The organism is Pseudomonas sp. BF-RE-21 (assembly GCF_019947305.1).
Lineage (GTDB): Bacteria > Pseudomonadota > Gammaproteobacteria > Pseudomonadales > Pseudomonadaceae > Aquipseudomonas > Aquipseudomonas migulae.
Genome location: NZ_JAGYGF010000021.1, coordinates 29,123 through 51,334 on the forward strand (window position 1 = coordinate 29,123; position 22,212 = coordinate 51,334).

Annotated in this window: 20 protein-coding genes; 17 read left to right on the plus strand and 3 right to left on the minus strand. The window is 56.3% G+C overall.

Translation table 11 applies throughout. The features are described 5' to 3' along the window. Nucleotide 1: 1 nt before the first annotated feature. Nucleotides 2-1,258, minus strand: a complete 1,257-nt coding sequence (locus tag KGB25_RS15740) for an aromatic ring-hydroxylating oxygenase subunit alpha (RefSeq protein WP_223435621.1) — start codon at nt 1,256-1,258, stop codon at nt 2-4. Between the two features lie 138 nt (nt 1,259-1,396). After that, nucleotides 1,397-2,335 carry a LysR substrate-binding domain-containing protein gene (locus tag KGB25_RS15745; protein ID WP_008038812.1) on the minus strand — a complete coding sequence of 313 codons (939 nt, stop codon included), beginning with the start codon at nt 2,333-2,335 and terminating at the stop codon, nt 1,397-1,399. A 414-nt stretch (nt 2,336-2,749) separates the two neighbouring features. Here KGB25_RS15745 and KGB25_RS15750 point away from each other — a divergent pair, with 414 nt between their 5' ends. From KGB25_RS15750 to KGB25_RS15810, 13 genes are all read left to right on the plus strand, one after another. Continuing rightward, complete coding sequence (locus tag KGB25_RS15750) at nt 2,750-3,463, plus strand: GntR family transcriptional regulator (RefSeq protein ID WP_008033405.1); 714 nt, start codon at nt 2,750-2,752, stop codon at nt 3,461-3,463. After that, nucleotides 3,460-4,371, plus strand: coding sequence for a dihydrodipicolinate synthase family protein (locus KGB25_RS15755; protein WP_008038810.1), 912 nt, complete (start codon nt 3,460-3,462; stop codon nt 4,369-4,371). The genes KGB25_RS15750 and KGB25_RS15755 overlap by 4 nt, the downstream gene beginning before the upstream one ends. Continuing rightward, nucleotides 4,364-5,881 (plus strand): aldehyde dehydrogenase, encoded by a 1,518-nt coding sequence (locus KGB25_RS15760; protein WP_008038808.1) that lies wholly within the window; start codon nt 4,364-4,366, stop codon nt 5,879-5,881. Before KGB25_RS15755 ends, KGB25_RS15760 begins: the two co-directional genes overlap by 8 nt. Then, the gene (locus KGB25_RS15765) at nt 5,878-7,224 is read left to right on the plus strand and encodes an NAD(P)/FAD-dependent oxidoreductase (RefSeq protein ID WP_223435623.1); all 1,347 of its coding nucleotides are present in this window, start codon (nt 5,878-5,880) and stop codon (nt 7,222-7,224) included. Before KGB25_RS15760 ends, KGB25_RS15765 begins: the two co-directional genes overlap by 4 nt. Nucleotides 7,225-7,296: 72 nt before the next feature. Beyond that, a complete protein-coding gene (locus KGB25_RS15770) occupies nt 7,297-8,145 on the plus strand; it encodes a glycine betaine ABC transporter substrate-binding protein (protein ID WP_223435625.1) in 849 nt (282 codons plus the stop codon). A gap of 74 nt (nt 8,146-8,219) precedes the next feature. After that, nucleotides 8,220-9,338, plus strand: a complete 1,119-nt coding sequence (locus tag KGB25_RS15775; protein ID WP_008033396.1) for a glycine betaine/L-proline ABC transporter ATP-binding protein — start codon at nt 8,220-8,222, stop codon at nt 9,336-9,338. Continuing rightward, the gene (locus KGB25_RS15780; RefSeq protein ID WP_008038802.1) at nt 9,335-10,183 is read left to right on the plus strand and encodes an ABC transporter permease; all 849 of its coding nucleotides are present in this window, start codon (nt 9,335-9,337) and stop codon (nt 10,181-10,183) included. The genes KGB25_RS15775 and KGB25_RS15780 overlap by 4 nt, the downstream gene beginning before the upstream one ends. Beyond that, entirely contained in the window at nt 10,180-11,031 is an 852-nt protein-coding gene (locus KGB25_RS15785) for an ABC transporter permease (protein ID WP_008033394.1), read from the plus strand. Before KGB25_RS15780 ends, KGB25_RS15785 begins: the two co-directional genes overlap by 4 nt. 12 nt (nt 11,032-11,043) lie before the next feature. Then, nucleotides 11,044-12,042, plus strand: a complete 999-nt coding sequence (locus KGB25_RS15790; protein ID WP_223435628.1) for a 4-hydroxyproline epimerase — start codon at nt 11,044-11,046, stop codon at nt 12,040-12,042. 114 nt (nt 12,043-12,156) lie between these two features. Beyond that, a complete protein-coding gene (locus KGB25_RS15795; protein WP_008038798.1) occupies nt 12,157-13,140 on the plus strand; it encodes a GlxA family transcriptional regulator in 984 nt (327 codons plus the stop codon). Nucleotides 13,141-13,713: 573 nt separating this feature from the next. Further along, nucleotides 13,714-15,111 (plus strand): MFS transporter, encoded by a 1,398-nt coding sequence (locus KGB25_RS15800; RefSeq protein WP_008033386.1) that lies wholly within the window; start codon nt 13,714-13,716, stop codon nt 15,109-15,111. Between the two features lie 245 nt (nt 15,112-15,356). Further along, entirely contained in the window at nt 15,357-15,815 is a 459-nt protein-coding gene (locus KGB25_RS15805; protein ID WP_008033385.1) for a MarR family winged helix-turn-helix transcriptional regulator, read from the plus strand. 161 nt (nt 15,816-15,976) lie between these two features. Next, nucleotides 15,977-16,672: a tRNA (adenine(22)-N(1))-methyltransferase gene (locus KGB25_RS15810; RefSeq protein ID WP_310650437.1), complete on the plus strand. Its 696-nt coding sequence runs from the start codon at nt 15,977-15,979 to the stop codon at nt 16,670-16,672. A 241-nt stretch (nt 16,673-16,913) separates the two neighbouring features. Here the strand turns inward: KGB25_RS15810 and KGB25_RS15815 are convergent, their stop codons facing one another. After that, on the minus strand, nt 16,914-17,504 hold the full coding sequence (locus KGB25_RS15815) for a TetR/AcrR family transcriptional regulator (RefSeq protein ID WP_008038793.1): 591 nt from the start codon (nt 17,502-17,504) through the stop codon (nt 16,914-16,916). Nucleotides 17,505-17,622: 118 nt separating this feature from the next. Here KGB25_RS15815 and KGB25_RS15820 point away from each other — a divergent pair, with 118 nt between their 5' ends. The 4 genes from KGB25_RS15820 (at nt 17,623) to KGB25_RS15835 (ending at nt 22,205) form a co-directional block, all read left to right on the plus strand. After that, entirely contained in the window at nt 17,623-19,059 is a 1,437-nt protein-coding gene (locus KGB25_RS15820; protein WP_223435629.1) for an amidase, read from the plus strand. 996 nt (nt 19,060-20,055) lie between these two features. Further along, entirely contained in the window at nt 20,056-21,048 is a 993-nt protein-coding gene (locus KGB25_RS15825; RefSeq protein ID WP_207284469.1) for a hypothetical protein, read from the plus strand. A gap of 2 nt (nt 21,049-21,050) precedes the next feature. Continuing rightward, nucleotides 21,051-21,683: a DUF2997 domain-containing protein gene (locus KGB25_RS15830; RefSeq protein WP_223435631.1), complete on the plus strand. Its 633-nt coding sequence runs from the start codon at nt 21,051-21,053 to the stop codon at nt 21,681-21,683. Beyond that, nucleotides 21,684-22,205 (plus strand): 4Fe-4S single cluster domain-containing protein, encoded by a 522-nt coding sequence (locus tag KGB25_RS15835; RefSeq protein WP_223435633.1) that lies wholly within the window; start codon nt 21,684-21,686, stop codon nt 22,203-22,205. It abuts the gene before it with no gap. Nucleotides 22,206-22,212: the final 7 nt, after the last annotated feature.

A 22,212-nucleotide genomic window follows, 5' to 3' on the forward strand; every position in this document is an offset into this window, starting at 1 on the left:
CTCACACTCCCTGTGCGGCAAGCCGCGCGGCGTACCAGCGAGAAAATTGATCCACGTAGGATTCGGTAAATGCCGAGAAGGGGCCAGGCGAGTAGCCGGGATCTTGCGTACCGCTGTGGGTGATCGCGACAAGGTTGGCGTCCTGCTGATTGGTGGCTTTCCAGACCTCGGTCAGTTTTTCGATGTCGTAATCCACGCCCTCGATGGCGTCGGCATGGACCAGCCATTTGGTGCGCACCAACGTCTTGTCGGGCGCGAGCGGGATGATGTACGAAATGACGGCGTGATCGCTCATCACATGCGTCCAGGAGTTATGAGTCCACAAGTGCACGTCGCCGAGATCGCGGCGGGTCAGGTCACCAAACAGCCGCGTGCAGGCCACCCGAGTGTCGAGCGTTTGCGATTCGCCGTTGCCGGCAATGACCAACCGCTGCGTGCGGAACTGGGTTACCGCGTCTGTGTCCAGGTGCTCCACTGCGTCGCAGATAAAACCGTCACGTTCCCAACTGCGTTTGGCCGCCGCATTGCGTTCTTCATATTCATCCAGCGCTTGCAGCGATTCCTCACTCAGACCTTCGGCGCAGAACCCAAAATCCTCCGGCAGGAATGAAGCGGTTAATTCAGGGTGCGTCGCAGAGCAGTGATAACACTCGCGATTGTTTTCAATGACCAACTTCCAGTTACCGTCTTCAATGATCTCGGCTGCATAAGCAATCTTCGAATACGTGAGGTTGTAGGGTGCCAGCCGGGGCGCCATGGTTTGTTCCAGGTAGGCGATGTCTGCCGGTGGTTGGTCACCCAGGCAAACAAACACATGAGTGCCGACCACTTTCGTATGAACACGAGTCAGGCTTTTGCAGGTCGGATCGAAATCCTTGCCCATGTGAGCGGCATGCTTGAGGCTGCCATCAAGGTCGTAGGTCCACTGGTGATACGGGCACACGAGCATGCCCACCGTTGATTTGCCGGCCTGCTTCAGGCGCGCCCCGCGATGGCGGCAAACGTTGCGAAACGCCTGCACCTGCTCGTCGTCATCGCGCACGAGGATGATCGAGGACTTGCCGATGTCTATGGTCGAAACATCCCCAGGCTCCGGGATGTCCGCCGTCACGCCGACCAGAATCCAGTGCCGGGTGAAAAAGATATCGACGTCGCTGTCGAAAATGTCCTGACGCCCGAACAACGCGCCATGCATGCCATGGCCTGGGGTGCGTGCAGTCACCAGTTCTTGTTGGGATTTCGCGACGGTAGTTGTCATCTGTTGCCTCACGGGGGCGATGTTGAATCGTCAGCAAGTGACGGTGAGGCAAGTATCAAAATGGTCCGGATTTGCGTCAATGCGCTTTAATTTCACCCTCGCATAGCTAAAAGTTATGCGAAGAATCGACAACTGACCTTAGTGTGAAAGTAGCGACTCATCCCGTAACCAATCGACGATGGCGTTCACCAGCGGGGTTATTTCCCGGCCGTTCGGAACAATCAGGTAATAGGCATCTTTCGGTTTCACCGCGTAGTCAGTAATCCGCACCAATTCGCCGCTCAGCAATAGCGGACGCAACAAACGGTTCCAGCCCAGCGCGACGCCATAGCCCTGCAACGCGGCCTGCACCGTGTCGTTGTAACTGCTGCAGCGCAGGCAGTAATTCACCTTGGGACGACTCTCGCCCAGCTCCTTGAACCAGCTGTTCCACGTCATCCAGCCTTCGAGCGTGGTGTCCGAATCGATCAGGTCAATGTGCAGGAAGTCGTTGACCGACAGCGGGGCAGGGTGCGTGGTCAGCCAGGCGGGGGAACACACCGGGAACACTTCTTCGTCAAACAGGAAAATCGCCGTGCCGTCTTCCCATTTTCCATTGCCGAAGCGCACGGCGATGTCGACGTCCTGTCGGTGCACGTCCGGATTGTGGACTTGGGTGATCAGGCGCAGTTGCAGCTTGGGTTGCGACAGGCGCAATGCAGCCAGCCGGGGCAGGATGCGCAGGTGTGAAAACGCCGCGGTGCAGGCGAGCACCAGTTCCTGCTCGGGAATCCCCTCGGAAATCTTGTCGAACACGTTCGCCATGCGCTGCATGGATTCGGCGACCACCGAATACAGCACGTAGCCTTCGCTGGTCAGTTTGATCGCCCGGTGCAGTCGATGAAACAGACGGGTGCCGAGGGTTTCCTCCAGGTATTTGACCTGCTTGCTGACGGCCGCCTGGGTCACGCCCAATTCTTGCGCCGCCAGCGTGAAGCTGCTCAACCGCGCAACGGCCTCGAATTCCATCAAGGCCGTCATGGACGGTATCAGTCGGCGGTAACCCTTGACCTTCTTACTGGTTTCTTCACTGCCCATCTTGGTCGATCCTGAAGGAGAACGGAGCCGCTCAACCGGCGACACACTATCGCTCGTTCCGTTGCTCGCCGGGAAGTGCTCGCAAAGCCGTGTCGCAAACGCCTTGCGCCATGTCGCTACGGGTCAACCGGGCTGCTGCCAAAGTGCGCTTGGCAATAAGCTTTATGATGGAATGATCTAGAAATAAGCATTCCAAAAACGACGTGTTTCTTTTCTGTAACCGACTAGTTCATTTTTGAGGTGAACGCATAACTAAATGAATTAAAAAGAAATTATTCGAAATTGCGTTGTGTTTTTCCTGTGTTTTCTATGTATACACAAGAAATACAATCTATTGACCGACCCAAAAACCCGTGCGAGTCTCGACTCATCAGTCAGCCGCACCTGACCGCAAAACTGCCCTTGGAGGTCGTTGTGAAAAACGGCAAAACCAGTCTTTACGAAGATCTGAAACGTCAAATCCTGACGATGGAACTGGACCCTGACGAAGCGCTGGATGAGGTCATTCTCAGCGAGCGATATGGCTTGTCCCGCACGCCGGTCCGGGAAGTATTCCGACGCCTGGCCGGTGAAGGTTATGTCGACATTCGGGAAAACCGCGGTGCCCGGGTGATTCCAATGAATCACTCGACCCTGCGCAATTTCTTCCTCGTCGCACCGATGATTTACGCAGCCGTTGGCCGTCTGGCCGTTCAAAACTACAAGCCGCGCCAACTGGTCGACTTGAAGGACACGCAGCATCGGTTCCGCATCGCCACCACCTCAAGGGATGCGCTGGCCATGGTCGTCGAGAACAACCGTTTCCACGCGATCATGGGCGAAATGGCCGGCAATCAATACCTCCAGCCCAGCCTGGAAAGATTGCTGATTGATCACTCCCGTATCGGCAATACCTTTTTCCGGCCTCAAAACGAGGACATGGAAGAGCGTCTTGAGCTGTCGGCGGGGCACCACGATTTGTTTATCGAGGCGATTGAACGCCGCGATGAATCCGCAGTAGTCGATCTCGTGTTTGAACACTGGGAACTGTCCCGGGAAAACATGGAGATTTTTATCGCGCCCCAAGGCATCAAGGCGGACGCGCTCGTTGATCTTCCACGCAATTCATTTCCGGAGAAATCATCTTGAAATTTGAAGGCATCTACACACCCGCAGTGACACCTCATAAACCGGATGGGGAAATAGACTGGAGCGTGTACTCCGAAGTACTGGAGTCGCTGATCGAGGCGAAAGTGCACGGCATTATCATCGGCGGTTCGACCGGCGAATATTATGCGCAGACCTCGGAAGAGCGTACCGAGCTTGCCGCTTATGCCAAGGATGTCATCGGCAGCCGGGTCCAGTTGATCGTCAGCACCGGGGCCATTCGTACCGAAGATTCGGTGCAATACGCCAAGGATGCCAAAGCGATCAAAGCGGACGCCATTCTCGTCACCAGCCCGCCGTACGCGCTGCCGACTTCCCAGGAAAACGCGATTCACGCGCTGACCATCGATCGCGCTGCCGACCTGCCGATCATGCTTTACAACTACCCCGGCCGCATGTCCGTTTCGATGGACGAGGATTACCTCACCCGTGTAAGCGCCTCCAAAAATGTAGTTGCCATCAAGGAAAGCTCCGGCGACATGGGCCGCGTTCATCTGCTGGCCCGTGAATTCCCGAACATCGCGCTGTCCTGCGGTTGGGATGATCAGGCACTGGAGTTTTTTGCCTGGGGTGCCCGAAGCTGGGTGTGTGCCGGTTCCAACTTCCTGCCAACCGAACACGTGGCGCTTTATGAAGCCTGTGTGCTCGAAAAGGACTTCGACAAGGGCCGCCGGATCATGTCGGCGATGATGCCGCTGATGAATGCCCTGGACGGCGGCAAGTTTGTACAGTCGATCAAATACGGTTGTGAACTGGCCGGCCTGAAAGTAGGGGACGTGCGCTTGCCGCTGCAACCTCTCGACCTGGAAGAAAAGCAAAGCCTGCAAACCATCATTGCCAATGTGAAGCGCGACGTTGCACGCATCACATCAGGAGCCAGCCATGGGTGATCTCCTGACCAAGGCCGAATACGCCGCCATCGCCAAAGACATTTCGTTCCCCTGCAATGCCTTCATCAACGGCGCGTTCAAACCCGCGATCTCGGGCAAAACCTTCGCCACGAACAATCCGGCGACCGGTGAGTTTCTGGCAGACGTCGCCGCTTGCGCGTCGGCAGATGTCGATCTCGCGGTCAGCAACGCCAAGGAAGCGTTTGAGGATGGCCGCTGGAGATCCATTTCTCCAAAAGAGCGCAAAACCGTCCTGTTGAAGTTTGCCGATTTGCTTGAACGGCATAGCCACGAACTGGCCGTTCTTGAGAGTCTCGACAGCGGCAAGCCAGTCAGCGAGTGCCAGTTGGTCGATGTGCCGGACACCATTCATACGCTGCGCTGGCACGCCGAGTTGATCGACAAGATTTATGACAACACCGCCCCTGTGGGCAGTGACGCGCTGACCATGGTCGTGCGTGAGCCTATCGGGGTGGTGGGCTGCGTGCTGCCCTGGAACTTCCCGCTGCTGATGCTGGCCTGGAAAATCGGCCCGGCACTCGCCGCAGGCTGTTCGGTGATCGTCAAACCCGCCGAGCAGACCACGCTGACGACGCTGCGTGTGGCGCAACTCGCGTTCGAGGCGGGCGTCCCTGCAGGTGTGCTCAACATTGTCACCGGCACCGGGAAAGAGGTCGGTGAGCCGATCGGCCTGCATCACGACGTCGACATGGTGAGCTTCACCGGCTCCACCGCGACCGGCCGCCGTTTCCTGCACTACGCAGCCGATTCGAATCTGAAACGCATCGTTCTCGAGTGCGGCGGGAAAAACCCGGCCGTGGTGATGGACGATGCGCAAAACCTCGATCTTGTCGCTCAGCATGTCGTCAACGGCGCGTTCTGGAACATGGGCGAAAACTGCTCCGCAACCTCGCGGCTGATCGTCCACGCGTCTGTGAAAGATGAACTGCTGGAACGCATGGGCGCCTACATCCGCGAATGGAAAATGGGCGATCCACTCGACCCGCAAAACCGCGTCGGCGCGTTGGTCAGCCCCGAACATTTCGCGAAAGTGAAGTCGTACCTTGAGCATGCCAGCGCCGGCAAACTGGATGTTGTGTACGGCGGTGGCACCGAAGACGGTGCGTTCGTCGAGCCGACCGTGATTGACGGTGTTGCGCCAGAGAGTCGGTTGTTCCAGGAAGAGATCTTCGGTCCGATTCTGTCGGTCACCACGTTCAGCTCGATTTCTGAAGCCATTGCCCTCGCCAATGACACGGTGTACGGCCTGGCCGCCTCGGTTTACACCGGCAGCCTGCGCCGTGCCATCAAGTTGGCGAGGGAGATTCGCGCCGGGATCGTCACCGTGAACTGCTTCGGCGAGGGCGATGCTTCCACGCCGTTTGGCGGCTACAAGGAGTCCGGGTTCGGCGGTCGGGACAAATCGATTTTTGCCCACGATCAATACACCGAAATCAAAACCATCTGGATCGATGTGTCTGATCGGTCGGATGAAGAGAACGAAAAATGAGCACCCATACCATCAAGCGCCTTCCGGTAGACACCGGGGTTTCAGGTTGGGAGGCAATTTCCGTACGCACTGCGCCTGTTCGCCTGCTTGATGGCAACGTCACGGCGGACTGGCTGATCATCGGTGCGGGTTTTGCCGGGCTGTCTGCGGCTCGCAGGCTGGCTCAACTGCATCCGGGCTGCCGCATCGCGGTGGTGGATGCCCATGAAATCGCCAAGGGGCCGGCGGGCAGGAACTCGGGGTTCATGATCGATGTGCCGCACAGCCTTTCATCCGGGGAGTATTCGGTGGGCGGTGAGTCGGCAACGGCACTGGAAATTGCCCAGAACCGTTTTGCCATTGCGTTTGCCGCCGACGCTGCTCGTGAATATGGCATGTCTGCGCAGACGTTCGACCCTTCCGGCAAGATCAACGCCGCCGCCACCGAGCGGGGGACGAAACTCAATGACAACTATGCCAAATCGTTAAAAGGCATTGCCGAGCGGTTTGAAGTACTGGACGCCGCGCAGATGCGAGACATCACCGGTTCCACTTATTACCACAACGGGCTGTATACGCCTGGTGCGGTGATGATTCAGCCAGCGCAATATATTCGGGATCTTGCAAACGGACTTGATCGGCAGATTGAACTGTATGAGCGTTCACCGATTGTGGAATTGTCCCGGGCGGGAGTTGGCTGGAAGGCGAAGTCTCATCGTGGTTCCGTTAGTGCGCCTAAAGTCATTCTTGCGGTCAATGGCCATATTGAAGACTTCGGTCACTTTCAAGGCCGGTTGCTGCATGTCTTTACTTACGCCTCAATGACGGCTGCTTATAGTCATGATGAGTTTTCAAGGCCGGTTACCGGTAAAGATCGTTGGGCCTTATTGCCAGCGGACCCGATGGGCGCGACAGTTCGCAAGATAACTTCGAATGGACTTTCGCGGATTGTTATCCGCACCAAGTTTACCTATGACCCGAGTATTCAAGTCACACCGATGCGTGTCGCGGCGGTGGCCGAAGAACAACGGCACTCTCTGGATGCGCGTTTCCCGGAGTTGAAATCAACGCCGCTGGAATTCAGCTGGGCAGGGCGGCTTTGCCTGAGTCGCAACAGCGCTCCCGCCTTTGGCGAAATCGAGGAAAACCTCTATTCCGCTTGCTGCGAAAACGGGCTGGGCACGGTTAAAAGCACATTGGCAGGCGTGATGGCTGCCGAGTTGGCCAGCGGTCACCATTCACAGGTTTTGCAAAGTTTCAGTCAACTGCCAGGGCCTAGCCGGCTTCCACCAAAGATATTGACGATGTTGGGTGTCAACTCGGTTATTCGCTGGCAGGCGCTCAGAGCAGGGCGAGAAGGCTGAATAGTTTCAAACCACCGGCTTTTATTTCATAAAGGCCTAATCTCTAGTTTTAACCGTAGATCGGAGCACGCCATGAAAAAGATTTGGAAGGCAGTCTGCGCTGTCGCTGTGGCCGGCGTTATGTGTTTGCCAGTTCACGCCGAAGAAAAAAATATCACCATGGGTACTATGACGTGGGAGGACTTGACGCCAATTACGGGTATTACCAAGAAGGTGCTTGAAGACTCTGGTTATACCGTAAAAGTTGTAGAGTTCTCCGAGTGGGGCATCGCTTATGCGGCATTAAGCAAAGGTGATGTTCAAGTGCTGGCGTCGCAAACGGACTACGCGGCAAACGATTACTGGAACAAAAACAAGAACAAAATCGAGAAACTCTCGCCGGTTTCGTTTGGCCTCTACCAAGGGCTTGCGGTACCGAGTTACGTCGACATCGATTCCATTGACCAGTTGAACGCCAATTCGGAAAAACTGGGCGGCAAGATCATCGGTATCGAACCGGGTTCTGGCCTGATGAACGATGCGACCAATGTGGTTAAGGCCTATGACCTCAAGCTGAAACTGGTGGAAGGCAGTACCACGGCAATGACGGCGGCGTTGAAATCGGCAGTCGACCGTAAAGAGCCGGTGGTCGTCACCGTTTGGGATCCGTCCTGGATGACCAAGAAATTCGATCTCAAATTCCTGAAAGATCCAAAAGGCATTTTCCCGCCGCTGCAAGGCTACTACTGGATCGGCCACAAAGGCTTCGCTGAAAGCAATCCGCGTGCGCGTGAACTGATGGCGAGCGTCTACGTGCCAATCGCCGACATCACCGCGATGAACGCCGAAGTCAAAGATGGCAAAACCATGGAACAGGCCATCAGGGGCTGGACCGATAGCCACAGCGAGCTGCTCAAGCGCTGGGAAAATATCAAGAACTGATTGCTGATGCCTTACGCCACTGCCGCCCTTTGATTCATTAGAGAAACCAGAAAACTGGTTCACGGGTTACGAAAATGACAACGGCCAAAATAGACACTAACGAAGTGCTGATAGATTGCCAGTCAGTCTGGAAAATCTTCGGGAAAGCCGCACCGGCAGCGATGAACGCTGTCACTCAGCAAGGGCTGACCAAGACTCAGATCCTGCAAAACTACGGCTGTGTGGTCGGGGTCTCCGACGTCAGCCTCCAGGTTCGAAGAGGCGAAATCTTCTGCATCATGGGCTTGTCCGGCAGTGGCAAATCCACCTTGATCAGGCTCCTCAACAAACTGATCACACCGAGCTCAGGCAAAGTGCTGGTCAAAGGCAAGGACCTGTCTTCCCTGACACCGGCGCAGCTTCGAGAGGTGAGGGCGCGTCACATCGGCATGGTCTTCCAGAGTGTGGCGTTGTTGCCCAATCGAACGGTGCTGGAGAACACGGCATTCGGCCTGGAAGTGCAGGGCGTCGGCAAGGCTGAGCGGTACAAAGTGGCCGAGCAGGCACTGGCCAAAGTGGGGCTGAGCGAATGGTCATCGCGTTACCCCACGGAGTTGTCTGGCGGCATGCAGCAACGTGTCGGCCTGGCCCGTGCGATTACCGCCGACCCTGAAGTGATTTTGATGGATGAACCGTTCAGTGCGCTTGATCCATTGATTCGCCGGCAGTTGCAGGACGAGTTTCGCCAGCTGACCAAGGAGCTTGGCAAGTCGGCGGTCTTCATTACTCACGACCTGGACGAGGCCATCCGCATCGGTGATCGCATCGCGATCATGAAGGATGGCGTGATCATCCAGGTCGGCACCGCCGAGGAAATCGTGCTTAACCCGGCGGACGATTATGTCGCGGAATTTGTGGCAGGTATTTCCCGGCTGCACCTGGTCAAGGCTCACTCGGTCATGACGCCGGTCGAGCCTTTCAAGGTCGCAAACCCGGGATGCGACATTTCCAGGCTGAGCAAGACTTCGCTGGGCGCAGACATCAACGAACTGATCGGATTGACGATGAAGTCCGAGCGCGACGCGCTGGCAGTCATCGACAATGGCGTGGTGGTGGGCATCATTACGCCGCGCGATTTGCTTCGCGGTGTTCAGGGCATTCCGAATGAATTCTCGGCCTCAACAACCGACACCGTTCTGGAGGCATCGACATGAGCATTCCGGACTTTTCCGATCAATTCGACGCGACCATCGACTCGAGTCTGGAATGGCTCTCGGATCACGGCGAGTTTTTGTTCGACGGCGTCAATGCACTGCTGACGGGCGTTTATAAAAGTGTGCTTTGGTGCATTGCCTATCCGCCGTATTACCTCGTCGCGCTGGCCATCGCCCTGATCGGATGGCGGGTGGTGGGCGCCCGATTCGCGATTCTCGCGGGCCTCGCGCTGGTGTTCTGCGACGTGATCGGCTTGTGGCCAGAGACGGTCAGCACGCTTGCGCTGGTGCTGACGGCCACCGTACTGGCGCTGGTGGTCGCGATTCCACTGGGCGTGCTGGCCGGCCTCGCGCCGTCGGTTGATCGCGTGGTCGATCCGGTGCTGGACCTTATCCAGACCATGCCGCCCTACATCTACCTGTTGCCGGCCATCGCGCTGTTGGGCTACGGCCCGGCCACCGCACTGCTGGCGACTTTTATCGTGGCCGTGCCGCCGGCGATACGCCTGACATCCCTGGGGATTCGGATGACCCCGCGAGAGTTCATCGAGCTGGGCGATGCCAGTGGTGTCACTGGCTGGCAAATGTTTTTCAAGATTCGCCTGCCGTTCGCCAAGCCCAGCATCATGGCCGGGGTGAACCAGAGCTTGATGATGGCGTTCGGCATGGTGGTTATCGCCGGCATCGTCGGCTCCGGCGGGCTGGGTGAATCGATCTACGGCGCTGTTCGCACACTGGATATCGCCAAGTCGATCAACGCGGCCATCGCCATCGTCATTCTGACCATGATTCTGGATCGGTTGGCGCAGCACGCTGCCCGCTCGCGGATGGGAGAAAGCCAATGAGTGCCTCAGAACTGCAATTTTCCCCGGGTGAATTCCTGGCGCCCGCAGTCGATTGGCTGAACGCCAATCTGCATGGTGTGTTCAAAGGCATCAGCCAAGTCATCGAGGCGGTGCTGGGCGCGGTGGAGTCCGCGTTGCTGGCGCCGCATCCTTATCTGTTCATCGCCATCGTCGTGGTCGGCGCGTTCTTTTTTGCCAACAAACGCGTCGCGGTGTTTGCCGCCTTGATGTTGGCGTTTTGCCTGTTCGCCGGCCTTTGGGCGGCCTCCATGCAAACCATCGCGCTGGTTTCGGTGGCGGTGTTGATCTCGGTGGCCATCGCCTTTCCGCTTGGTGTGCTGGCTGCACGGGTAAAGCGCGTGGATGAAGCCTTCCTGCCGATCCTCAACATCATGCAAACCGTGCCACCGTGGGTTTACCTGATTCCCGCCGTGATGCTGTTCAGCCTCGGGCGAGTGCCGGCGATTATCGCGACCATCGTCTACGGCATTCCGCCGATGCTCAGGCTGACCACCCTGGCGTTCAAACAGTTGCCGAAAGACCTGCTGGAACTGGGCCAGGCGTCCGGCGCTTCACCCCGGGACATTCTGTTCAAGATCGAACTGCCGACGGCCGCACCGACGCTGTTGGTCGGGCTCAACCAGTGCATCCTCATGTCCCTGGCGATGGTGGTGTTGGCGGGCCTGGTTGGTGCCGGAGGTCTCGGTGCCGAAGTGACACGAGGTCTCTCCAGAATGGAGATGGGCCTGGGGCTGCGCGCCGGTCTGGCGATCGTCGCGGTGGCACTGTTGCTGGACCGGCTGACACGCGGCGCGTTGCAGCGTCACTCCCCACGCGCACTTCTTTGAGAGACCTTCAGAATGAGACGTAGCTTTTTTTGTGTCGACTCCCATGCGTGCGGGAACCCGGTGCGGGTCGTGACTGGCGGCGGGCCTCTGCTGCCGTCCGTTTCGATGGCCGAACGCCGTGAGATTTTCGTGCGTGACCATGACTGGGTTCGCACCGCGCTGATGTTCGAACCCCGTGGGCACGACATCATGTCCGGCGTGATCATCTACCCGTCGAACCGCGACGACTGCGATTTTGGTGCGTTGTTCATCGAAGTCAGCGGCTGCCTGCCGATGTGCGGGGCGGGGACGATCGGCTTGTCCACCGTGGTGATCGAAGAGGGGCTGGTGACGCCTCGTGAACCGGGCCGGCTGGCCATCGAAACACCGGCCGGGCGCGTCGATGTCGATTACGTCATGAGCGGCGAATACGTGGACTCGATCCGACTGTTCAACGTGGCCAGCTACCTGCACAGCGCCGACGTGGTGGTCGAGGTGCCGGACGTTGGAACCTTCACCGTCGACATTGCCTATGGCGGCAATTTCTATGCAGTGGTTGAACCGCAAGAAAGTTGGGCCGGCCTGACAGGGATGACGACCGCAGACATCGTCAGCCTGAGTCAGAAACTTCGTTCGGCATTGGCAGGCGTGTGTGATCCCGTGCATCCCGAAAACAACCGGATCAGTGGCGTTCACCATGTCATCTGGTGCGACGACGAACACGGCACCGCCGCCGATGGCCGCAGTGCGGTGTTCTACGGCGACAAAGCGATTGACCGCTCTCCCGGCGGCACCGGGACGTCGGCGCGGATGGCGCAACTGGTGGGGAAGGGTCGGTTGCGCGTGGGCGAGACGTTCCGCAATGAGAGCCTGATCGGCACGATTTTCGAAGGCAAAGTCGAGTCTGCGGTGAAAGTCGGCCCATTCGACGGCATTCGCCCCAGCATCGGTGGCTGGGCGCAGATTACCGGGCACAACACCATTTTTGTCGATGACAAGGACCCGCTTCGTCATGGCTTTCAGTTGGCGTGAAGAGGTGTAAATGGCGCTAGGGTGTTTTGAGCGTCAGCAGGTAGCATTAGGTTTTATCTACGCCGTAACCGAGTGCCTAAAACTTTGATCGAACGACGCCAATTTAGCGGAGGCATGAAGGGGAAAAATCTTCGCTATCTGAACGACAACCCCGACGAGCCTGTTCAACTGACACGGACAGGCTTTTTGCTGCTCGAACATTTTTCGCTGCCGGCATTTACGCAGGCACTGGATACGATCATCACGGCGAATCTGCTACGGCCAAAACTGTTCTCGTCGCGCACGTTCGGCTTGCACGACGGGGAGGTCATCAGCGATCTGGGGCTGGTCATCCGGCCGGATGCGCGCATTGATTGCTCCGTCGTGCACGACCTCGATCTGTTGGTCATTTGTGGTGGCTACAGGACCGAGCTGAAGGCCTCTGACGAGTTGACCAGTCTGTTGAGAGCGGCCGCCGACCATGGCGTGAGCCTGGCCGGATTGTGGAATGGCGCCTGGTTCCTCGGGAGTGCCGGCTTGCTCGACGGCTATCGCTGCGCGATTCATCCCGAACATCGCCCCGCGCTCGCGGAAGTGGCGAAAGCGGCGCATGTCACCAGCGAGCCTTTTGTCATTGATCGAGACCGGCTCACGGCGTCCAGTCCTTCGGGCGCGTTCCACATGGCGCTGGACTGGATCAAGAGCTTGCACGACAAGGCTCTTGTCGAAGGGATCGAGGACATCCTCGCGTTCGAAGAGTCGCGTTACCGGCGGATCAAACCGACGGAAAATGTCTGCGTGAGCGCACCCTTGCGCGAGGTGGTGAAGCTGATGGACGCCAACCTCGAAGAGCCTCTGGAGTTGGAGCAGTTGGCCGTTTACGCAGGCCGTTCTCGCCGCCAACTCGAGCGTCTGTTCAAGGAGCAACTCGGCACCACGCCTCAGCGCTATTACATGGAATTGCGCATTACCGAAGCGCGGCGCCTGCTGCAGCACACGGAACTGTCCCAGGTGGATGTGCTGGTGGCCTGTGGTTTTGTGTCTCCGAGTCATTTCAGCAAGTGCTACAGCTCGTATTTCGGGTACAGGCCGTCCAAGGAAAAACGGCTGGTCAAATAAGCCCCCTCAAAAATGGTAGGAGCGAGCCGGCTCGCGATGGACTCCAGAACACCGCGTTGAGCCAGATAACACGCGTTTTCGTTTACGTCCATCGCGAGCAGGCTCGCTCCTACAGTTGAAGTGTTCGTCACGACATGCGTTGTCGTACGACTATCTGATTTTCAAATGCCCACGGCCACACCCGGACCACTAATCTCTTCAAGGGCGGCACAGCCTTTGCCGTTCGGCGGGTTGTCTGTCGAGACGAACGGCCATTTTCCGGATTGACAGCCGGGTAGGGGAGTCGTTATAAAAGGCGCAGTTGTACGACGACATACGATGTTACACCCCTAAAAACAAAAACCGGGTCCCATCATGAACTCAATCCGCTTTCCAGCCTTCCCGCATACCGCTTCTTGTGGTCCGGTCCTGATTGCCTGCCCAGGTGCTCAGTCATCCCCGTTATCTGTAGATACCCCCCGATTGCACGTGCTACTCGTCTGACGATAGCCACAGAGCAGTTCGCTGCGCGTAAGAATTGATCTCGCTTGAAACCGAGAGATCATCACCACAATCCAATAATAAAGTGATGCCATGAATCTGAACGAGCCCATCAATGCGCAACGTGTCGGCCAGTCCGTCGGCAAATATCGCTGGACGATCTGTGCACTGTTGTTCTTCGCCACCACCGTCAACTACCTCGACCGCCAGGTGCTCAGCCTGTTGGCGCCGGATCTGTCGACGCAATTTGGCTGGAGCAACAGCGACTACGCCAACATCGCTTCCGTTTTCCAGTTTGTGTACGCGATTTCCATGCTGTTTGCCGGCCGTTTCGTCGACAAGATCGGCACCAAGAAGGCCTACATCATCGCGATCGCTGTCTGGTCGACCGGCGCCATGATGCATGCCTTTTCAGTGCCGATGGGCGAGGGCATCGCAGCGGTGAGCAGTGCGTTCGGTCTTGCGGTGATCCCGGTCTCTATCGCCGGTTTCATGCTGTCCCGCGCCGTGCTGGCGATAGGCGAGGCGGGTAACTTCCCGATTGCGATCAAGGCTACGGCCGAATACTTCCCGAAGAAGGAACGCTCCTTCGCCACCGGTATCTTCAACTCCGGCGCCAACGTGGGCGCGATCCTGGCGCCGATCTGCGTGCCGCTGATTGCCGCCCTGTGGGGTTGGGAAGCGGCGTTCATCGTGATCGGCATGCTGGGCTTTGTCTGGGTGGCCGTGTGGATTGCGCTGTACGAAAAACCTGAAAATCAAAAACGCCTCTCGGCAGAGGAACTGGCCTTCATCCGCAGCGATGCGCAGGTGATTGCCACCCCTGCACCGGGCGTTGCCGAGAAAAAAGTCTCGTGGTTCAAGTTGCTGACCTACCGTCAGACCTGGGCGTTCGCCTTCGGCAAATTCATGACCGACGGTGTGTGGTGGTTCTTCCTGTTCTGGCTGCCAACCTACCTGTCGGCGCAGTACGGCATGAAGGGCGCGGCCATCGTGTTGCCTTTGGCCGTGCTGTACAGCATGACCATGGTCGGCAGTATTGGCGGCGGCTGGTTCCCGAGCTATTTCATGGCACGTGGCGATGCGCCGTATGACGGCCGGATGAAAGCCATGCTGGTCATCGCCTTCTTCCCGCTGCTGGTGTTGCTGGCTCAGCCACTGGGTTACATCAGCTTTTGGGTACCGGTGATATTGATCGGCATCGGGGCGTCGGCGCATCAGGCGTGGTCGTGCAACATCTTCACCACCGTGTCTGACATGTTCCCGCAAAAATCCATCGCGTCAGTGGTCGGCATTGGCGGTTTGGCCGGCGGCATGGGCGGTGTTGCGATGACGAAGCTTGGCGGTTGGGTGTTCGACTACTACAAATCGATCAACGATATTCACACCGGCTACATGATCATGTTCGCCATCTGTGCGGTGGCCTACCTGGTGGCGTGGAGCGTGATGAAACTGCTGGTACCGCGCCACAAGGAAATCACCGATCTGTAATCGGCTGGCTTGAGAGGTTGAACCGGTGACGGCGCTTGTAGCCGTCACCGGTTCCGTTTCGCATGCTGGTCAGTTCTGGTGTCACCCGGGTGAGGGGTGACACCCGACAGGGACGGCGGCAGTGTCCGTCACCGGCCTGCTGCACGTGGATAACGAACATCAGAGGAACGAGCACTTCCGACACCATCGCATGCGATGTATAGTCGGGCCTTGCGATCCATTTGTCTTTGGCCCGGAGAATGTTCATGAAACCCACTGAAAAGACATCCGCCCTCGACCTGAAGCTTTCCGACTTCCTGTGTTTTGCGGTCTATTCCTCCAACCTCGCCTTCGGCAAGGCTTACAAGCCAATGCTCGAACGGCTCGGACTCACCTACACGCAATACATCACCCTCGTGGCGCTGTGGGAGGAAGACAACCAGACCGTTGGCAGCCTCGGCGAAAAACTGTTCCTGGAATCCAACACCCTCACTCCGATCCTGAAGAAGCTGGAAGCCATGGGTTATGTGCTGCGCCAGCGCGACCCGGAAGACGAACGCCAAGTGCGGATCAGCCTCACAAAAGAGGGGCGAAAATTGCGTGAAGGTCTGTCCGAAGACGGCTTCCCGCAAACCGGTCTGGATGCCGACGACTTCGTGCAATTGCAGCAGGCAATCGTGAAGTTACGGGGCAACCTCATCCGTACGACGAAAGATCGGGAGTAGGGCGATTCAACCGTTCGAGCCTGTCTACCCGAAGGCAAGACGACAGGCAGTTCATCACACAACCCGCGCCGGCGCTTTACCCTGCCACCCTCACCAAGCATCATGTGCGGCCCGCACTCATGCCAACGGTGCCGGACATCCGTGGTGAAAAGGAACTGCAGTTGAACGAACAGACATTGTCCATGCGCCTGGAGCGCGTGGCTGCGCATATGCCAGCCGGTGCGCGCCTGGCCGATATCGGCTCGGATCATGCCTACTTGCCGGTGGCGTTGATGCGCCGTGGTGCCATTGCGTCGGCGGTGGCGGGCGAGGTGGCATTGACGCCGTTCCACTCGGCCGAACGCACCGTGCGCGAAAACGGCCTGGACCAGCACATCACCGTGCGCCTGGCCGATGGCCTGGCGGCAATCGAACCGGGCGACGGGATCACCGCGATCAGCCTCTGCGGCATGGGCGGCGAGACGATCCGCGACATCCTCGACAGCGGCAAGGCGCACCTGAGCGGCCAGGAACGCTTGATCCTGCAGCCCAACGGTGGCGAGCAGCCACTGCGCCAATGGCTGATGGAAAATGGCTACCGCATCCTCTGCGAGGAAGTGCTGCGCGAAAACCGTTTCGACTACGAAATCATCGTCGCCGAGCGCGCCGGACCGGTGACGTACACCGCCGAAGAACTGTACTTCGGCCCGCTGCAGATGCAGGCACGCACCCCGGCGTTCCTGGTCAAATGGCAGCGCATCCTGCGCCACAAGCAACAGACCCTGACCCAGTTCGCCCACGCGCGACAGGCCGTGCCTGAGGAGAAGGTGCAGGATGTCGCCCGGCAGGCGCGATGGATTAGCGAGTTGCTGACTTGATACGTTTCCCGGGTTTGTACGGAAGTTAGCTGGGCGGATATCCCTCAAAGGTGTAGACACATCAAATGGTTGATAACGACCTATCGCGAGGGGCAGCGAACGACCCATAGCCGCCAGTCAAGGAGGGGCGCAATCGGCCAGAGGCGGACGCTCGCCCTCAGATACTCGGAGCGAGCAACCAATCGACAAGCTTGCCCCTTGGTCAACTGCTGATGCGTTCACCAGTAGGCCTGTTTTTTATTCACGCGGATATTCCCAGACGCTTACGTACCATTCTCAAAAGCTGGCTGGCCACATCGGACATTCCCTTGTTCTGAGCCACGACCTGCGCACCCTCGAGTAGCAGGGTCAGCTCCTGAGCTTTGTCGAGTGGGTCTGCCAGCCGCGCCTCCTCACACAATTCTGCTACTCGCTGAAACTGACGCCGTTTATGCGCCTCGATCAACAGCCGAGCAGGATGCAACTGGTCTGCGAGCTCAGCCAGGCTATTAGTGAACGGGCAACCGCGATAACCCGATTTTTCTAGATCCGCCGCGATGAATTCGGCAAATCCCAATAATTGCATAACGGGCTGACCAGGCAGTTGTTCTGCGAGATCGTCAAGCACCGCGCTGTACTGCTCAGTGAGAAGCCGCAACCACTCCAGTACCAGCAAATCCTTTGTCTCGAAATGCCGATACAGCGTCATTTTTGTTGAACCCGCCAAAGCGGCAATGGCGTCCACTGTCACTCGGGAAATGCCCTGTTCGAAAAATAGCGCGTGAGCGGCATCGATGATGCGCTCACGGGGTGGCAACTGTGCGATGCGTTCAGGACGTATGGGCTTTTCCACGGCTAACACTCTCTGGAAATCGAATTCTGCTTGACATCGATACTATACAGTATCGCATGATACTGACAAGTATCGTGCGATACCGATCAGTATAGATTACTCATCACAGGAGATATGTATGAATCTTTCCGAGTACGCTGAACATGACGCCGTGGGCCTGGCAGCTCTGATTGCCGACCGCCAAATCAGCGAAGTCGAAGTTCGAAGCGCTGCCCTTTGCGCAATAAAGGCGCTTAACCCTCACATCAACGCGGTAATCGAAACCTGGGAAGACGAGCCACAGGCCCAGGCAGGCCCACTGCAAGGTGTGCCGATGCTGGTTAAAGATCTGGGGCTGACTGCGCGTAATCGTCGCAATGAGTTGGGTAGCCGGCTTGCACAGGGCTGCGTTGCCGATTCAGATTCAGAGTTGATGAGTAGATTCCGCCGTAGCGGTCTTCTCACACTTGGCCGCACCACCACTCCAGAACTGGCCGCCAGCACGACTACAGAAAACCGTGTGGACGGTCCGACCCGCAATCCATGGGATCTGACTCGCAGTGCCGGTGGCTCCAGCGGTGGTTCGGCGGCCGCCGTGGCTGCAGGTGTAGTGCCGGTGGCTCATGCGACTGATGGCGGCGGTTCGATACGAGTACCCGCAGCGTCCTGCGGGCTGTTCGGCTTGAAGCCAAGTCGTGGCCGTTTACCCATGGGCCCTGATGTAGATGAAGTGTGGGCTGGGCTCGCTGTGCACGGTGTCCTGAGTCGTTCGGTTCGGGATACCGCCAGCTTGCTGGACGCTGTGCACGGCCCAGCTGTGGGCGATCCTTTCCACATTGCACCACCGAACCAAGCCTACATGTCGCTGCTGAATCGCGAGCCCGGGTCTCTGCGCATTGCCGTGCAAGAACATGCCCTGAACGGTCTGTTGACATCACCCGAGGTGAGCGCCAGTTTAAAAATGGTCTGCCAGACACTTGAAAACCTAGGCCATCATGTCACGCCCGTAATCGCTGATATCGGTCTGAGCTGGGAAGCGTTTGTGGAACTCAATGCACGATTCTGGTCCAGCAACACAGCTGCTTGGATTGACGCGATTGCGGCTGTAACTGGCCGAGGCATTGATGAGTCCACACTTGAGCCCGCAACACTCGCTTTATACCGGCTCGGCCAGGAATTAAGCGCGACCGAACTGTTGGGCGCGATGTACCAACGCAATATCGTGACCCGGAACATGGGCCAACTGTTCAGCAACTACGACGTGCTTCTAACCCCGACGTTACCCAATGCTCAGCCAGTTATTGGCCAATACAATGCAGGCCAAGAAATACTTGATGGGCGCGGCTGGATGGCGAGAGTGTTCGATCACTCCCCATTCACCGCAGTTTTCAACGTCAGCGGATGCCCAGCCATGTCGATGCCTCTGGCGCACGACTCGACGAATGGCTTGCCTATTGGTATGCAGTTCGGGGCAGGCTATGGCCGCGAAGATCTGTTACTGCAACTGGCTGCGCAGTTGGAGCGTGCTTTGCCTTGGAATGCCCGGCGTCCAGGAATCTGGGCAGGGAACTACTAATCGTCGACCCTAGACATCGCTAAGAACCCGAGAACGCAGGCCGCATACGGGGTATGCGGTCGACATTCGTTGTGCCGTAAAGAGGTGGAACTCCAAATGCCATCCCTGTTAATTGAGCATGACTAAAGGGTCTCACCGATTCGGCGGTTGACCTGAACGACCACTTTTGGCCGATTTCCTGTCTACCACCACCGTCTGCTTTGGGTCGTTTGTGGCCGGCCAACCACTCCGGAGGCCCACCAGCATCGTGGGCCCGTATCGTCGAACTGAAGTGTAACTTCGGGTTGAAGTAAGACCTGGAAACGATAATCGAAACAGGGGTTCTTGCCGAATCATCGTTTCCGCACGGCGCTTTAGCACTGATAGCCTTTTTCAGGGTTAGCTGATTTGTGTCGCAACAACTATGCCGATAGTGTTCCCCGTTCAGTTTCAATAACTGGAGGCGTTTTTTGAAGTCCGATCTTGGCATTCGCAAACGAGTGCTTGGCGCCTTGCCGGAGCTACCGCTCGAGTGTAATGTGCACAGCAGCTACGATCTGTAGCGGAGCCAACTACCCGTGATGCTCTCTATTGATGATGCCAAAGCGTTAGGTATTGAGCGTAAGGTAATTACTTTGAAATATTGTGTTTAATCGTTCGTGCTTGCTGCATGTGTAACTGCAACAGCCCAGGCCACTACAAAATCGGAAATCTGTGGATGGCCCGCCGACATTTATAGAGCAACGCAGGAGAGGTGCGCCTGTAATACGGGGAATGGCCGCTGCGAGGTGCTCGCTGCGGCTGAAAAACCAGAAATGAGTGAGTGATCTGAGCGTTTTGGATCGACTCGCCACTTTCAAAATCGGCAGTGGTCGAAGTTAGCCCGAAACGTATGGCTACTTCAGGCCATCCCTAGCGCGTGATAAAGCAAAGATTGTCATGTAGCATAGATCAATGAGTAGTTCTACAGTCAGCCCCTCACTACGCGCTTCTGCACCAACTCTAGAAGGTTTGTGAATGATAAAGACTATCCCGATGTGGAAAATGATGATGGCCACCAAAGGTAAGAAAACGGGACTTGCAATACTGGCATGCTTACCTGTTTTCATCGTTACCGGTGCGTGGATGTTTCTTGAAGGGTTGCAAAATGGGCAAAAGCGCCAGGCTGCAATGGGGCTTATTGGTCTGATTTTTTTTGGTGTGTGCCTCCTGCTATTTGCACCTTCAAAAAAATATATTCCCGGCAAAACATTTCAGGCTTATAGAAATAAAAAGCTCAGTACAAAGACGGCCATAAATTACGGTTACGGAATCATTGTTTTTATTTTCGCAGTTTTTGTGGCTCTTGCACCGGAAGACGCGCTGAGAGCAATAGGCTATGGATTAGTAGGCATCTTTAGCCTTTATGTTCTGTCAAAAAGCCTAAAATTTCACGCAGATATCGATTTTTCGACAAATGAATATTTGGCAACCGCTCTGGGATTTCCTGTGGGGGAGAAAATTCTGGTCAGCTACCAGAATTTTGATGCTGACGAGGTTGAAGTTGGTAGCAATGCTTTTGCCGCAACAGCGACAAAATTCATTGTAGCGTCGTTTGATGGGTATCTTTGGAGAAAGCTGTCGCGGGATCTGAATCAGGTCTCGCGCATTGGGATCGCTGGCGATGAAAATCAAAATTACTTCGTTAAATTGCAATTCAATGATGGAGCCGATGCTTTGTTGCGCATTGGGCTATATGAAAAGCTCACATCAAATCCTATTCTGGTAATAAGAAGGCTGCTGGAAGCGATTGATGCAAGTCTTCTTTGTGGTAGTGGTGCATCACAGACAGCACAAAGACGTCGGGTAGTTGTCAACTCTGGAACTCCCACATCGGTTTCAGAAATTGTTGCGCCTGAGGCTGCGCTTGCATCCACGGCGCCTATGCGCAACATTGAGGTAGCCCCTGACGTAATAATTGCTATCCAGAACGCCGAAGAAGTTGTTCCCGGTCGCAGGCTGGAGCTTTAACAATGTCTCATTGTACAAAGTTTGAATTTTCTTATGTTAATGAAGAAGCCATTGCCAAAGCGTTCGGCAAGATGGGCCTAAGCCCAACGACTGGTCTGGTTTCCGTATTTGCCAGCGACTTCAGTAAAAAGGTATTGAGCAAAATAGGCTATATGGGCAAGCAGCAATTTAGGGCTATTTGTGGCCAAACGGCTGATAAATTCAATCTATTTGTTTGCCAAATTGAGGAGGGCTCCTACAAACTCCTCATCGAACGGGGAACTATTTCGTCCGACGACGAAGCGATAATGGCTGATTTGGCTTTAAGCTTTCAGAAAGCGTACATCAGCGTAGCCATCGATGAAACCATCAAGCGCATAGACGCATCAGGTGTTCCAGCAAGAGTGAAAGAAACTCTTCAAGGGTTCGAGGTTGAATTTGGACCTAGCTACGAATACAGCATTCATGTCACCTTTACGGGCGATGAAATTACGGAGGAAGTGCATGGCGTGAAAGGCGATATTTGCACAAAACTTACTGAAGAGCTTGAATCTCTACTTTCTAGCCCTACTGCGGAACTTGTGACTGAGTGGAAGCCGGAATATACCGTAGTCCATGAAGAGCAAACCCTTCAAATTCTCAGTGCGAATTTCTAAATGGAAATCAATGTACACCATATGGAATTGAGCAGCGTTAACGGCCCCGGGTTGCGCTTGACATTATGGGTGCAGGGTTGTGCGCTGAATTGTAAGGGGTGCTTCAATCAGAAGACCCACGCTCGCGAAGCGAGTACGCTGATGCCTATTTATGAATTGGCACAGAAGATAAATGCGCTGGACATCGCTGGGGTTACCCTCTCTGGGGGGGAACCGCTCGACCAGGCGCCAGCCTTGGCGCAATTAATACATGCCGTCAATGGCGAGAAAAACTGGATACTTTATACAGGCTATACGCCAAAAGAGATATTCCAGAATGAAGCCATGATTCGTGTTGTTAAAGCCGTAGACTTGACGCTGGCTGGTCGGTATCGGCATAACGCGAATCACCCCTATCAGCACAAGCAGATTATCAAAACCAGCGACAGAGTCGACATTGACTTTTTCCGTACTAGAAGAGTTGTCGAGTTTGTTGTTTCAAAATCTGGTGTTACCAAAACCGGTCTTCCGATGCATGTATAACTCAGTT